This window comes from Rahnella inusitata, assembly GCF_003263515.1.
Taxonomy (GTDB): domain Bacteria; phylum Pseudomonadota; class Gammaproteobacteria; order Enterobacterales; family Enterobacteriaceae; genus Rahnella; species Rahnella inusitata.
Window position 1 is genome coordinate 49518 of sequence record NZ_JYDE01000004.1, and the last position, 15439, is coordinate 64956.

15 protein-coding genes are annotated in these 15439 nt (G+C 44.2%); 7 read left to right on the forward strand and 8 right to left on the reverse strand.

From position 1 onward, the window contains the following. Positions 1-3: 3 nt before the first annotated feature. From hisD to hisIE, 7 genes are read left to right on the forward strand one after another with little or no spacing between them, the layout of a single operon-like run. On the forward strand, positions 4-1320 hold the full coding sequence (hisD, locus tag TU92_RS02445) for a histidinol dehydrogenase (protein ID WP_112164379.1): 1317 nt from the start codon (positions 4-6) through the stop codon (positions 1318-1320). After that, entirely contained in the window at positions 1317-2444 is a 1128-nt protein-coding gene (gene hisC, locus TU92_RS02450) for a histidinol-phosphate transaminase (protein ID WP_112164380.1), read from the forward strand. The genes hisD and hisC overlap by 4 nt, the downstream gene beginning before the upstream one ends. A gap of 11 nt (positions 2445-2455) precedes the next feature. After that, positions 2456-3523, forward strand: a complete 1068-nt coding sequence (gene hisB, locus TU92_RS02455; RefSeq protein ID WP_112164505.1) for a bifunctional histidinol-phosphatase/imidazoleglycerol-phosphate dehydratase HisB — start codon at positions 2456-2458, stop codon at positions 3521-3523. Then, positions 3523-4113 carry an imidazole glycerol phosphate synthase subunit HisH gene (gene hisH, locus TU92_RS02460; protein ID WP_112164381.1) on the forward strand — a complete coding sequence of 197 codons (591 nt, stop codon included), beginning with the start codon at positions 3523-3525 and terminating at the stop codon, positions 4111-4113. Before hisB ends, hisH begins: the two co-directional genes overlap by 1 nt. A gap of 5 nt (positions 4114-4118) precedes the next feature. After that, complete coding sequence (hisA, locus tag TU92_RS02465; RefSeq protein ID WP_112164382.1) at positions 4119-4856, forward strand: 1-(5-phosphoribosyl)-5-[(5-phosphoribosylamino)methylideneamino]imidazole-4-carboxamide isomerase; 738 nt, start codon at positions 4119-4121, stop codon at positions 4854-4856. Continuing rightward, positions 4838-5611, forward strand: a complete 774-nt coding sequence (hisF, locus tag TU92_RS02470; protein WP_112164383.1) for an imidazole glycerol phosphate synthase subunit HisF — start codon at positions 4838-4840, stop codon at positions 5609-5611. Before hisA ends, hisF begins: the two co-directional genes overlap by 19 nt. Before the next feature lie 23 nt (positions 5612-5634). Next, positions 5635-6249: a bifunctional phosphoribosyl-AMP cyclohydrolase/phosphoribosyl-ATP diphosphatase HisIE gene (hisIE, locus tag TU92_RS02475; RefSeq protein WP_112164506.1), complete on the forward strand. Its 615-nt coding sequence runs from the start codon at positions 5635-5637 to the stop codon at positions 6247-6249. Positions 6250-6326: 77 nt separating this feature from the next. Here the strand turns inward: hisIE and wzzB are convergent, their stop codons facing one another. From wzzB to TU92_RS02515, 8 genes are all read right to left on the reverse strand, one after another. Then, positions 6327-7316, reverse strand: coding sequence for an LPS O-antigen chain length determinant protein WzzB (gene wzzB / locus TU92_RS02480; RefSeq protein WP_112164384.1), 990 nt, complete (start codon positions 7314-7316; stop codon positions 6327-6329). 238 nt (positions 7317-7554) lie between these two features. Continuing rightward, on the reverse strand, positions 7555-8964 hold the full coding sequence (gndA, locus tag TU92_RS02485; RefSeq protein ID WP_112164385.1) for an NADP-dependent phosphogluconate dehydrogenase: 1410 nt from the start codon (positions 8962-8964) through the stop codon (positions 7555-7557). 187 nt (positions 8965-9151) lie between these two features. Next, entirely contained in the window at positions 9152-10771 is a 1620-nt protein-coding gene (locus tag TU92_RS02490; protein ID WP_112164386.1) for an LTA synthase family protein, read from the reverse strand. 45 nt (positions 10772-10816) lie between these two features. Continuing rightward, complete coding sequence (locus TU92_RS02495; protein ID WP_112164387.1) at positions 10817-11908, reverse strand: glycosyltransferase family 4 protein; 1092 nt, start codon at positions 11906-11908, stop codon at positions 10817-10819. Between the two features lie 30 nt (positions 11909-11938). Continuing rightward, on the reverse strand, positions 11939-12679 hold the full coding sequence (locus TU92_RS02500; RefSeq protein WP_112164388.1) for a glycosyltransferase: 741 nt from the start codon (positions 12677-12679) through the stop codon (positions 11939-11941). After that, on the reverse strand, positions 12676-13527 hold the full coding sequence (locus TU92_RS02505; protein ID WP_112164389.1) for a glycosyltransferase: 852 nt from the start codon (positions 13525-13527) through the stop codon (positions 12676-12678). Before TU92_RS02505 ends, TU92_RS02500 begins: the two co-directional genes overlap by 4 nt. Next, entirely contained in the window at positions 13528-14565 is a 1038-nt protein-coding gene (locus TU92_RS02510) for an EpsG family protein (RefSeq protein ID WP_112164390.1), read from the reverse strand. A 10-nt stretch (positions 14566-14575) separates the two neighbouring features. After that, on the reverse strand, positions 14576-15439 hold the full coding sequence (locus TU92_RS02515) for a glycosyltransferase (protein WP_112164391.1): 864 nt from the start codon (positions 15437-15439) through the stop codon (positions 14576-14578).

Below are 15439 nucleotides of genomic sequence, written 5' to 3' on the forward strand. Positions count from 1 at the left end.
GCCATGCAGCCAAACGCGTTCACTACACCGATTGACTGGCAGCAATGCGACGAACAACAGCGTCGCAGCCTGCTGACCCGTCCGGCAATTTCGGCATCCGACCGTATTACCGAATCTGTCAGCGAGATCCTGCGTCGCGTGCGCAGCGAAGGTGACAGTGCGTTGCGCGAGTTTTGCGCCCGCTTTGATAAGACTGAAGTGCAAGACCTGCGCGTGACTGCGGCACAGATCGAGGCAGCATCGGCGCGTTTAGGTGATGACGTGAAACAGGCGATGGCACACGCCGTTCGCAACATTAATACGTTCCATCAGGCGCAGAAGCTGGCGGTGGTGGATATCGAAACTCAGCCAGGCGTGCGTTGCCAGCAGCTGACCCGACCGATCCAGTCGGTAGGTTTGTATATTCCGGGCGGTTCTGCACCGCTGGTATCAACCGTATTAATGTTAGCGACCCCGGCGCGTATCGCCGGGTGCCAAAAGGTCGTGCTGTGTTCTCCGCCGCCGATTGCTGATGAAATTCTGTATGCCGCGCAACTGTGTGGCGTGGAAGAGGTGTACCAGCTGGGCGGCGCGCAGGCGATTGCCGCGCTGGCATTTGGCACCGAGAGCGTTCCACGTGTGGCGAAAATCTTCGGTCCGGGCAATGCTTATGTGACCGAAGCAAAACGTCAGGTGAGCCAGAGTCTGGATGGTGCGGCGATCGATATGCCTGCCGGTCCGTCCGAAGTGCTGGTGATCGCCGACAGTGGCGCAACGCCGGATTTCGTGGCCTCTGATTTGCTGTCTCAGGCCGAACATGGCCCGGATTCGCAGGTGATTTTACTGACGCCTGACATGAAAATGGCGCAGGCCGTTGGCGAAGCGGTAGAACGCCAGCTGCAAACCCTGTCGCGCAGCGAAATTGCCCGTCAGGCGCTGGCCAGTAGCCGTCTGATCGTCGCAAAAGATATCGCGCAATGTATCGAAATCAGTAATGCCTACGGTCCTGAGCATTTAATCCTGCAAACCCGTGAGCCGGAACAGCTGGTGGACAGCATCACCAGCGCCGGTTCAGTGTTCCTCGGCGACTGGTCACCGGAATCGGCGGGCGATTATGCCTCCGGCACCAACCACGTTTTGCCGACTTACGGTTACACGGCCACCTGTTCCAGCCTCGGTCTGGCAGATTTCCAGAAACGGATGACCGTTCAGCAGTTAACGCCCGAAGGTTTATTGGGTCTGGCCACGACTATCGAAACGCTGGCGCAGGCGGAGCAACTGACCGCGCACAAAAATGCCGTGACGCTGCGGGTGAACGCGCTGAAGGAGCAAGGATTATGAGCGATGAAAATACGCTGAGCATTCAGGCTCTGGCACGCCAGAACGTGCGCGAGCTGACGCCTTATCAGTCTGCCCGCCGTCTGGGTGGCAACGGCGATGTGTGGCTGAACGCCAACGAATACGCCATTGCGCCGCAGTTCGAACTCACCGCGCAGACGTTTAACCGTTACCCCGAATGTCAGCCCGCGCTGGTCATTAATCGCTACGCTGCTTACGCCGGTGTCGATCCTGAACAGGTGCTGGTCAGCCGTGGGGCTGACGAAGGCATCGAACTCTTGATCCGCGCTTTCTGCGAGCCAGGCAAAGACGCTATCCTTTATTGCCCGCCTACGTATGGCATGTACAGCGTCAGCGCGGAGACCATTGGTGTGCAAGCCCGCACCGTCGCCGCGAAAGCCGACTGGTCGCTGGATCTCCCGGCCATCGAAGCCGCGCTGGACGGCGTGAAGCTGGTGTATGTGTGCAGCCCGAACAATCCGACCGGAAATCTCATCGATCCGGCAGAGCTTCGCGCCGTGTTAGAGATGACGCGTGGCCGCGCTATCGTGGCCATCGACGAAGCCTATATAGAGTTTTGTCCGCAGGCGACGGTCACCGGCTGGTTGCAGGAATATCCGCATCTGGCGGTGCTGCGCACGCTGTCAAAAGCGTTCGCGCTGGCTGGCCTGCGTTGCGGATTCACTCTCGGAAACAGTGAACTTATCGCTCTGTTAATGAAAGTCATTGCACCTTATCCGTTATCCACGCCGGTCGCCGATATCGCGGCACAGGCACTGGCCCCGGAAGGTCTGGCGATTATGCGTCAGCGTGTGGCTGAAGTGAGTGAAAACCGCGCCTGGCTGATGGCCGAACTGAACCAATGCGACTGTGTGGAACAGGTCTTCCAAAGTGAAACCAACTACGTGCTCGCGCGTTTCACCGCCTCGAGCGCCGTGTTTAAAAATCTCTGGGATCAGGGCATTATCCTTCGTGATCAGAACAAGCAACCGGGGCTTTCCGGCTGCTTACGTATTACCATCGGTACACGACAGGAACTTCAGCGGGTGATTGACGCCCTGCAACCGTTACCGGGCGCTAATCCCCCCCTTATTGAACAGAACAGCCCCCGCAAGGAGCACATGTGAGCCAGAGTCCTATATTGCAGAAAACGCTTTTTATTGACCGCGACGGCACCCTGATTTCAGAGCCGCCGGAGGATTTCCAGGTCGATCGTCTGGATAAACTGGCACTGGAGCCGGGCGTGATCCCTGCCCTGCTGTCGCTGCAAAATGCGGGCTTTAAGCTGGTGATGATCACCAATCAGGACGGTCTCGGAACCGACAGTTTCCCGCAGGAAACCTTCGATCCGCCGCACAACCTGATGATGCAGATCCTGACCTCGCAGGGCATCGTATTTGATGAAGTGCTCATCTGCCCGCATCTGCCAGCCGATCATTGCGACTGTCGTAAACCGAAAACTAAACTGGTACAGGGTTATCTGGAAAGTGGCCTGCTTGATACAGCCAACAGTTATGTCATCGGCGATCGTGATACCGATATTCAGCTGGCCGCCAACATGGGCATCGCCGGTCTGCGTTATCAGCGCGATACCCTGAACTGGGGGGCGATTGCCGATCAGCTCACCAAACGCGATCGTCACGCTAAAGTTAACCGCGTTACACGCGAAACGGCTATCGATGTGGATGTCTGGCTGGATCGCGAAGGCGACAGCAAAATCCGTACCGGAGTGGGTTTCTTCGACCACATGCTGGATCAGATTGCCACCCACGGCGGTTTCCGCATGAACATCGAAGTGAAAGGTGATTTGTATATCGACGATCACCACACCGTTGAAGATACCGCGCTGGCACTGGGCGAAGCCCTGAACAAAGCGCTGGGCGATAAACGCGGCATCGGCCGTTTCGGCTTTGTGCTGCCAATGGATGAATGTCTGGCGCGATGCGCACTGGATATTTCCGGGCGTCCGCATCTGGAATATAAAGCCGAGTTTAACTACCAGCGCGTCGGGGATCTGAGCACCGAGATGGTCGAGCACTTCTTCCGCTCCCTGTCTTACGCGATGGCCTGTACCCTGCACCTGCGCACCAAAGGTAAGAACGATCACCACCGTGTAGAAAGCCTGTTTAAGGCGTTTGGCCGCACGTTACGCCAGGCGATCCGCGTTGATGGCAACACCCTGCCGAGCTCTAAAGGAGTGCTGTGATGAATGTCGTTATCCTTGATACCGGCTGCGCCAACCTCTCTTCCGTGAAGTATGCGGTTCAGCGTCTGGGCTACGAGCCGACGGTGAGCCGTGAAGCAGAGATTGTATTGCAGGCAGATAAGCTGTTTTTACCGGGCGTGGGCACCGCGCAGGCGGCGATGGAACAGCTTGAGCAACGCGAGCTGATTGAGCTGATAAAAGCTTGTACTCAGCCAGTGCTCGGCATCTGTCTGGGTATGCAGTTGCTGGCATCCTCCAGCGAAGAAAATGGCGGTATCGATACGCTGGGCATCATCGAGACACCGGTGATGCGGATGCAGGATCATGGCCTGCCATTACCTCACATGGGCTGGAATCAGGTTATCGCCAACGCCGACAGCCATTTATTCCGCGGCATTGATGAAAATGCTTACTTCTATTTCGTCCACGGATTTGCCATGCCGGTATGCAAAAACACCGTTGCCCAAACCCTTTACGGCGAGCCGTTCAGCGCCGCCGTACAAAAAGACAACTTCTTCGGCGTGCAGTTTCATCCCGAACGTTCCGGTGCCGCGGGCGCGCAGTTGCTGAAAAACTTTCTGGAGATGTAAACAGCATGATTATTCCCGCTTTGGATTTGATCGAAGGCAGCGTGGTGCGTTTGCATCAGGGCGATTACGGTCAGCAGCGTGACTACGGTAACGATCCTCTGCCACGTTTGCAGGATTACCAGCAGCAAGGCGCGCAGGTTTTACATCTGGTAGATTTGACCGGTGCGAAAGATCCGGCAGCACGCCAGATCCCTTTGCTGAAAAAGTTATTAGCCGGAGTTTCCGTGCCGGTTCAGGTTGGTGGCGGTATCCGCAATGAGCAGGACGTCGAAGCCTTATTAAGCGCCGGCGCCACTCGCGTGGTGGTGGGTTCAACGGCGGTAAAAGATCCGGCAACCGTACAAGGCTGGTTCAGCCGTTTTGGCGCGGATGCACTGGTGCTGGCGCTGGACGTGCGTATTGATGCGAACGGCACGAAAAATGTCGCCATCAGCGGCTGGCAGGAAAACTCCAATGCCACACTCGAGCAGATTGTTGAACAATACCTGCCGTTTGGCCTTAAACACGTGCTGTGCACGGATATCTCCCGCGACGGCACGCTCGCCGGATCCAACGTTGAACTTTATCGCGAAGTGACAGCGCGCTATCCGCAAGTGGCATTCCAGGCTTCCGGCGGTATCGGTTCTCTGGACGACATCGCGCAGCTGCGAGACAGCGGCGTCGAAGGCGTAATCGTCGGACGAGCGTTGCTCGATGGCAAATTTAATGTGACGGAGGCAATCTCATGCTGGCAAAACGGATAATCCCCTGCCTTGATGTGAAAGACGGTCAGGTAGTGAAAGGCGTGCAGTTCCGCAATCACGAAATCATCGGCGACATCGTGCCATTAGCGCAGCGTTATGCGCAGGAAGGCGCTGACGAACTGGTGTTCTACGATATCACAGCCTCCAGTGATGGCCGCGTAGTGGATAAAAGCTGGGTGTCACGCGTGGCGGAAGTCATCGACATTCCTTTTTGTGTCGCAGGTGGCATTAAAACGCTGGAAGATGCCGGTCGCATTTTGCAGTTCGGCGCTGACAAAATTTCCATCAACTCCCCTGCACTGGCCGACCCGACGCTTATCAGCCGTCTTGCAGACAGATATGGTGTACAGTGCATCGTCGTGGGTATTGATACCTGGCACGACGCCGCGACAGGCACCTATCAAGTGCATCAGTTCACCGGCGACGAAGCGCGCACCAAAATCACCACCTGGCAAACCATCGACTGGGTGAAGGAAGTGCAGGAGCGCGGCGCCGGAGAAATTGTGCTGAACATGATGAATCAGGACGGCGTGCGTAACGGCTACGATCTTGAACAACTGAAAATGATCCGCGAAGTGTGTCACGTACCGCTCATCGCCTCCGGCGGAGCAGGCACCATGCCGCACTTCCTGGAAGCGTTCGCAGAAGCACGCGTTGATGGCGCACTGGCAGCGTCGGTGTTCCACAAACAAATTATTAATATTGGCGAGCTGAAAAGCTACTTAGCCGAAAATGGCGTGGAGATCCGCTTGTGAGTAATCAAGAATCAAAAACCAGTCTGCTGACCGGTGAACAAATAAGCCAGCTCGACTGGGTGAAAGTCGATAACCTGATGCCAGCGATTATCCAGCATGCTGTTTCCGGCGAAGTTCTGATGCTCGGATATATGAACCAGGAAGCGCTAAACGTCACACAATCTTCTGGCAAAGTAACCTTTTGGTCACGCACTAAAGAACGTTTGTGGACTAAGGGTGAAACCTCTGAAAACTATCTCAACGTAGTCAGCATCACCCCGGATTGCGATAACGATACGTTGCTGGTACTGGTAAATCCTGTCGGCCCGACCTGCCATAAAGGCAACAACAGTTGCTTCCATCCTGCCGAAACCGACTGGGCGTTCCTGTATCAGCTCGAAGAACTGCTGGCCTCGCGTAAAACAGCCGATCCTGAAAGCTCTTACACCGCAAAGCTTTACGCCAGCGGCACCAAGCGTATTGCGCAGAAAGTCGGAGAAGAAGGTGTAGAAGTTGCGCTGGCGGCTACCGTCAATGACCGCTTTGAACTGAAAAACGAAGCCTCAGATTTGGTATATCATCTGCTGGTACTGCTGCAGGATCAGGATCTGAACCTGAGCGCAGTGATCGAGAATCTGCGTCAGCGTCATAAGAAGTAACGCTAACCGACAGATATAAAAAAGCCGCCTTTGCGTAAGCATTGGCGGCTTTTTATTTCTCAGACCGGACTAATTGATCAGCGGGAATAATTTCTGATAGCGTTGCGACCTAACACAACACCCGATCCCAGAATTAAGCCGATCAGGGTTGCCAATACTAAGATGACCCCCTTCTTCGGGCTGTCACGATGGATAGGCAGATTGGGTTTCATCACATAGCGTAAAGAATAAGTTGAATCAGGTTTAGACTTCAATGCACTGATCGCCAGGAGTGTCTGGCGTGTATTGTAGTAGGCTTCATCCAGAGGTAACGGACGCGTAGCTTCATTCTTGATGATGGAAGTAAGTGCATCACTCCCCAGAACAAATAACGTATCTTCTGACAGCGTCTCTGCCTGCTGCACAACCGTATTTTTAATATTGGATTGTTGTGCAACGACTAAAGCCTGATTGAGAATTTCCAAGCGTTTATCTTTTTTCTCCTGAGCAACTTTTTCTTTAGTCGCTAAATCCCCTTTCAGATCCTCGACTTTCGAGCTAATACTAATTTGTAAGTCGTTATCAAGTTCAGTTACAGAACGTTTATTGATTTGCTGAATATAAGTAGTGAGCGTTTTTTGCGCCTCTCCCGCTGTTGCTGCGGTATAACTAATTTTGAGCGGCACAGGCTGGTCTTTCACTGCTGGGGCAATAGTCAACTTTTCAGGATTAGCCTGATTAGCGAGTTGCTCGGACAAAGCCGAAATAGCGGAGTTAAAACGACCAAAAAAACGCTGTTGAACATCAACAACCGTTGGCGCATTAGAGGGATTCTGGCCATATAAAACACTCATCGCATTGTTATAGTCAGCGATTTGCCCTGAGTCGGGGTAGGTCACTATCGCTTCAGAAGTCCATTTCTCTTTGGCAACAAAGATATAAATAATTGCGATGATGATGGCGGCTACGGCAAAAGATAAAACCAGCCATTTCCCACGCCACAACTGTACAACCAGATCCATTAAATCAATTTCATCAGATGATTTATTGAGCTGATTTTTAGTCATACTATTATTGTTTTGATTCATAATTGCCCTAGAAATTTCCACTTACTTACATTCAATTTATGTATGCATTATAAACAAGTTAGAGATAAAAACTCATCCGCAATGTGGGTTTTTTATGAGATTAGCCCGAAAAATGAAACTAATTAAACAGATTTTTGGAAAGTAGTAACTGCCAGTGCAGGTTTCCAAAACAAAGTTATGTCGAAAAAAAACGGCCCCGTAAAGGGCCGTCAGTTTTAATGATCAGTAAAAGAAGAACTTAACCCAACCATTCGGTGTGGAATACGCCTTCTTTGTCAGTGCGTTTGTAAGTATGTGCACCGAAGTAATCACGCTGTGCCTGGATCAGGTTAGCTGGCAGAACTGCTGAACGGTAGCTGTCATAGTAGTTGATAGCAGCGGAGAAGGTTGGCGTAGGAATACCGTTTTGAACAGCATAAGACACCACGTCACGCAGCGCTTGCTGATATTCGTCAGCAATATTTTTGAAATACGGAGCCAGCAGCAGGTTAGCGATAGATGCGTTTTCCGCATAAGCATCGGTAATTTTCTGCAGGAACTGAGCGCGGATGATACAACCGGCACGGAAAATCTTCGCGATTTCGCCGTAGTTCAGATCCCAGTTGTTCTCGTCAGAAGACGCTTTCAACTGTGAGAAGCCCTGAGCATAGGAAACGATTTTGCCCAGATAAAGAGCGCGACGTACTTTCTCGATGAACTCTGCTTTATCGCCTTCGAAAGTTTTAACAGCCGGGCCAGAAAGCACCTTAGATGCTGCGACACGTTGATCTTTCAAAGAAGACAGGTAACGGGCAAAGACAGACTCGGTGATAAGCGTCAGTGGCTCGCCAAGATCCAAAGAGCTCTGGCTGGTCCATTTACCAGTACCTTTGTTCGCTGCTTCATCCAGAATCACATCTACCAGATATTTACCTTCTTCATCTTTCTTGGTGAAGATATCTTTGGTGATGTCGATCAGATAGCTGTTCAGCTCGCCTTTGTTCCAATCTGCGAAGGTGGACGCCAGCTCTTCGTTGTTCAGGTTCAGAGACTGTTTCAGCAATGAATAGGCTTCAGCAATCAGCTGCATGTCACCGTATTCGATGCCATTGTGAACCATCTTAACGTAGTGACCTGCACCATCAGCACCGATGTAAGCAACACAAGCATCGCCATCATCAGCACGGGCTGCGATTTTTTCAAGAATCGGAGCAACGAGCGCATACGCTTCTTTCTGTCCGCCAGGCATAATGGATGGGCCTTTCAGTGCGCCCTCTTCACCGCCGGATACACCGGTACCAATGAAGTTAAAGCCCTGCTCGGACAGTTCGCGGTTACGGCGAATAGTGTCTTTATAATAGGTATTGCCGCCATCGATGAGGATGTCGCCTTTATCCAAGTGCGGAGTCAGGGATGCGATGGTTTTGTCAGTTGCTTCACCGGCTTTCACCATCAGCAAGATACGACGTGGTTTTTCCAGCGAGTCAACAAACTCTTCAACGGTGTAGTGCGGTACAAGATTTTTACCCGGGTTTTCTGCGATGACTTCATCAGTCTTGTCGCCAGAACGGTTAAAAATGGAAACGGAATAACCACGGCTTTCGATGTTAAGCGCGAGGTTACGGCCCATGACCGCCATACCGACAACGCCGATCTGTTGTTTGGACATTAGCAACTCCTGTCTGAAAGTGACACCTGTGAGGACTCTCCCCACAGCACAAGTGTAGTAACCATGTTAACTCACCTTATGATTCCCGAGATAGCGATTGATGCGATAGAGACTCTGTATGTCTGAATTTCAGACTGAAATTGAGTTCCTTTAACGGAAATTAATCCTAAGTTGGTGGAGATATAAATTAGCCACTGACATTGTAAAAATCGGCAACATCAGGAACACTATCTATTTGATCAGCTCTATAATGGGAATCGCTAGATAGATTAATTCGGTAATACGAATCACCAATTACTGAGAGGTTAGAAAATTTACTCGAGCATTTCAAGTCGAATAATGAACAGCCCAAAAAATAGTTAGGTGAATTATTAATATTAAGAATTTGTAAAATAGTTGGAGCCAACGATAGACTGTTTTTTCCTGTGGCATTAACTATTTTTGGCACTATCCCCCCACCTATCATAACGAGCGGTATAGTATCGACAAAAAAATCAGTTGAAGTATTAAAACTTTTTTTAAACTCCGGAACGGGGAATGTTGAATGATCAGCCGTTATAATCAGAACTGTATCATCGAAGTACTGACTTTTTTTAAACCATGAGACAAATTCGCCCAATTGAAAATCATAGTTATAGAATTTGTTGTAAAAGGGGTTGGTTCCCTTTTGATATTTCTCATCAGGGCTATCCATGCCGTGATGTGTACCTGAAGAGTACATACCAATGAAGAACGGTTTTAGAGATTGCGCTGAAACAACGGTTTTTAATGCAGAGAATATTTTCTTATCTGACATTCTATCATTTATGTGCCAATCAAAGTCCTCCATACCATAAACTTTTTTAAATGGCATAGAACTAACCAAAGCATTTAAGTTACTTTTAGTTTCGGTGCTGGCTATGAAATAAGTGCTAAATCCATTTGCATTTAGAATTTCAGGCAATGAAATTAAACGATGATCATAGATTTCAGAAATTTTCTCACTTTTAATTTGGAAAAAACCCTCGCCCTTGCTATCGACACCATCTTTATATTGATATGCAGAACTGAGTTGCCCCCTTAATCCACGAAATGTGGCAGCGGTATGATTAAAATAATTCTCAAAAACCAAACCCTCTTTATAATATGAGTCAATGTTTGGTGTTACATTCAGTCCGAGTCCATTTTCTTTATCGATTACTTTTGAGGACATTCCCTCTGTAAATATAACGATAACGTTTTTAGGCTTACCTTTAGGAAAAAATGAAGATAAATCACTGCGATTATATACATCAAATTTCAGATATTTTTTTGCAACTTCAGGATAATTGTAATTGGGTTTGTAGGTGAGTTGTTTGTAATACTCATATCCAGAAAAGATAAATTTATGTATTGGGCCAGGAGTAAAAATAAAAACAAAAACACAGAAATACCAACGTCTGAATGATAAGCCACCTCTTAAAAAGAATAAAGGAACTGTCGCGAGTATATATAATAGTACGATAGCCCCCACTTGAAATTGCACACTATGACCTACAGCTCTAAATTCAGATAAATTCGACAGCGTTAATGGAATTATGTATCCACCAGTGTTTATTATTGAACTGATTTGTATTGCAACGACTACACAATACAATACCCATAGTGATGATCTGATGAAACCATCTTTCAATAGTATAATTGAAAAGTAGAAGAAAGTTATTTCCAAGAATATAATAAATGACAATTCAAAATTAGTAGAGTGGAATATAAGCAATGATATTGTTAGCGCAAGAACTGGTAGTAATGGGAAAATAAAAGGCACGCATTCCCGTTTAAAATAATTCATAGGTCAGCCCAAGTGATTTATTAACTTACACAAAACTTGATGAGATTATTTAAAATACACTGCAGAGTATTCATTTAACATTTTTTCTTTGCTAAAATTTTCAGTTACATATCCTTTCGCATTCTCTCCGTGCTGAGCTATGAGCGCAGGTGATTCTATATATTTTATCATACAGTTCGCCAACTGCTCCGCGCCACATTGGTATAGAATTCCTGTATGTCCATCTAAAACAACCTCCGGGATACCCTCAACACTTGTGGCAATAGATGGAATAGAATAATATGCAGCCTCAACAAATACGAGCCCAAATGCTTCCCATTTAGAGGGTTGACAAAGTACATCGACATCATTAAAAAAATTATCTTTATTTTTAACCCAACCGGGCATTTGTAAATATTCTGCCAATGCTAATTTGCTAATCATTAATTCGCAATCATTTCGAAGATCACCATCACCTGCAAGACTGAAACGCAGTTTTTTTTCTCCAGTGTATTTTTTTAAAACAATATCAACTGCTTGAATAAATTCGAGAGGGTTTTTTTGTTCATCTAAACGGCCAAGAAATGCGAAATGTATTTCACCATTTTTGTCAGTATTTATAGGATTTAACTTCTCGAAATCGACACCATTATATATAACAACACTTTTCACCAGCGGATAGTATTTTGTATATTTTTTATTAACGGTGATATTTATATCTCCGAAAAGTGTCGCTATATTTTCTAGAATATAGTAAAAAATCCTTATGAGTATATGGGTGTGTGCATGAAACGCTATACCATGAACTGTATGTATGATTTTTTTTATACCAGCACATTTCGCAGCAATTCTAGCAATAATCCCTGGTTTAGTCGAATTAGTATGAACTATGTCGAATTTATTTTTTTTAAATAATTTATATAAATCAATAAAGCACTTTATGTCATGAAAGCCAATACTTCTTTTTATCGAAGGTATTGATATTATTTCAATACCCTCTTTAACAAAAGCTTCTACAAACTCATTCTCAATTAATTCACCACAAATTACTATTTTTTCAATAGGATTCTGTATATCATTTAGACCGGAAAGTATGTCAAGTGTGATTTGTTGAACTCCTGACAATTTAGGAATAACTTGAACATGCGCAATTTTCACAAAACAACCTTTTCTTCAAAAGAAAATTTATTACTTCAGGATAATACCCTTGAAGATTGAAAGTAAAATTAATAATCGATATTTGACTTTGTCACAAAAGGATCTTTTACTGTCAAATCCTGTAGTCGTCACGGTTGAGCTATGCCGTCTGTATAATACTAACGGTCTATTAACGAAATGCACTTGACCATAGTAAGACCCAACAACACCAAGCCAGAGATCGTGACCGACAGCATATTTTGGGAAGGGTGATGCTTTGCTAATAACAAATCTATTGAATGCCATACAACAGCCGTGGAATGAACTTTTATGGAGAGTCCGTATAATACTCGCACTAGGTTTAATATATGAAAAATAAGAGTCTATAAGTGTCTTATTATTTTCATCAACAACTCTGCAGTTGCATACTACAACAGTAGCCTTATCATCTTTCAATAAAGGCATAGTCTCACTTACACGCCCTTCAAGCCAAATGTCATCTTGATCTGAAAGAAACAAATAGTCACCAGTAGCTTTTTCTAAAGCATTTTGCACATTGAGGGAGACCTTTGTTAAGGTATTTATTTTCGATTGCAATTTTTCCTCAGGACGGAATAGATATACTTTAATTCTATTGTCATTAATTTCTTTAATCACTTCCAGAGTATTATCTGTGGAATAATTATCTGATATTATTATTTCATCAGTTAATGAAAGTTGAGGAAGTATACTGTTGATTTGTTCTTTTATATATTTCTCGCCATTATAAGTTGGGATACAAACAGAAATCATTTTATTCCTCTCACATATTTTTTATAAAAAACTGGCAAGAATTTTAATTTTTTGGTTCTAATAGTCAATTTGATAGCTCTTATGAAAACCATCATAAAATAGATAAAGTCATCATAAACAGTTAATCTTTCACAATTGCGAGCACATTCACAATAAATAGCATATCTATTTAAGAGATTTTTGTGATTTTCATCTTCGTTAGATAAATCCTGTTTTAATGTCAACGGCATTAAGTAAAATTCTTTAGACTTATCCTTGAGTCGCTCAATAAACTGGAAATCGCTGAAATCCAAATATACTGCTTTGTTATATCCTCCAACTGAAATAGCCATCTTCACATCTAAAAGCATTCCGCTATTGATGGGAGAGTATTTATCAAGCGAATAAACTCCAGGGTCTAATTCATTTGTAACAAAACCACGATGCATTGCATATCTTAGAGGTGAACAAAATTCACCGTTCAACGTAAGCAATTTTGGAGCATGGAGATTAATACCAGGATTATCTTTAATTGATTGAAAATAAACACCCATAGCATCCACTGGGAAGATAGTATCTTGGTCTAATAGCAATACATATTTAAAACCTAAACATTTAGCTTTATGCATGCCTGAATTATATGCCGCACTCACTCCAGAGTTTTTAGGATCATGAATGTATATTACATTTCTATTTTTATAAATCCCACTAACAGGCGCTGCATTTGAATGTTGTTTGGGAGAGTTATCATAAACAAAAATATCAGTAATGCACCCATCAACATCACCTTCTAAGAGTGAGTTAATACTATCGGCATACTGAAGTTCTTTTTTATATAAAACAACTATTGGCAATATTTTTTCGTTCATTTATATACTGTAACCTTTTACAATTTCATTGTGATATAAATTCATAAAAAACACCAAAACGGCTAATAAAACAACTGCAAATCTAGCAATTTTCCTTTGCTTACAATAGAGTGCAAGAATAGGTAAAACAATAATATCAGCTACTGAAAAAAGCTCGCTAATACGTATTGCAAATGCAGGTAATGAAGAAAGTAAAGCTAAGCTAATAGGTGATAAAGAATATAATTTGCACAACAGGACCATTGATGGATTGTCATCAAATTTATTAGCATTACAGAAAACAACTATCAACACCCCTATATGGATCACCTGTAATGCAGAAAATACATTAACCGCCTCAACCATTCCATTAGCAGTTTGGTATTTATAAATGGTTAACTTCTCTTGTAACACTGAAATAGGAATATATCTTAATATTTCTAAAGGATTAAAGTTTAATATTATAATGCTATAGCTAATAATGATTAACAGAAAAGAACTGAATATGAATTTATTGCTAATCCTTTTGGTGTCGAACATCAATGAAACCAGAAGTATTATCATAGAAAAATGGAAAAGTGTTGCAACTAATACAAACGCAATAAATTTATTCTTTCTTCCATCAATTATATACTTCAATGAATAGAAACCGATCGCACTAGCAACCCCTATCCTTATTTGCGTCAACTCATGAACAAAATAAAAGTTCGAGTAATATATTAGCAACGACAAACAAATATAAGGAGAGAAATATCTGATGTATTTGGATTTATAATGTAATGCTAACGCTGCATAAATTACAAATATAAAAAAATAAGAACCTGTAATTACATGCGAAATATAAGTTAACAATATGAATGTTGGCTCTATTGTATAAGAATCCCCATTAATCAAGTACTCATATATGCTAATGTATGTTTTATAATCTCGATCAACATCATCACTTCTCAATGCAGCCACAATGAAAAGAATAAAAATTGAAAAATTAAACAGTTTCTTATTGTTCTCAAAGCAACAATTTACAACTAACACTAATAACAAGATAATATAAATTAACATTTAATTCCTACTAGTGGTTATCAAATTTTCTCATCCCTTTACGGAGAATATATTTAAGCAAAAAATAACGCCTCCGCGCCCCCCAAAATAACTTCATAGGCCTTGCTAAAAGTTTATTATAAACTCTTATTTTATTGCTAACTCTGTTCAATTGAGTAGCTTTCATATCTGCCCCCATGAGGGTAAAGCATTTTATTTTCTCTTCGACTTTTGATGCTTCAGATTGAAGTTTATAATTTATCCAACCATGATGTTCAGCTGTAAATGTCCTTGGTGTTCGACATGAATAAAGTTCAGGACGAAGATATCTTATATGATCTGGATAAAATTCATAGCCTGTTATCGACCAATCCCATCGATAAATTGCGGCAGTTGTATCTACAGGCGATATATATAGCGGCCCAATTTTTTTATCTTCATTATACAATTTACGCTCTTGCTCATAGATCTCCTTATAGAAAGGGTCTTCAGCAATTAAATCCCAATTCAGTGAAATGCCAATTTTACCAAGGCATCTAAATTGTTCCATATAACTTATTAAATCTAGTAACCAGCAGGTTGTATCATTATTATTTTTAAACTCAACGTCCCCATCGGTCATGACAAAATACTCAGAATTACTGAGATTCTTAATATTCCTTAAGTGATTATTCAACCCAAGAACCCATAGGTTATTATTATTTTTAATAACTGTTATATTTTCATGCGTAGAATATTCGTTGAGCAAACCAATTTGCTCTTGCTCATTAGAGTTATTATCTATTATGTATATATGAAATGAGCATGTAATGGTTTGTAATAGTGAGTCTATACACTTTCTCAACAATCCGTTTTCATTTCTTGTCATAATAACAATAGGAATTTGTTTGTTCAT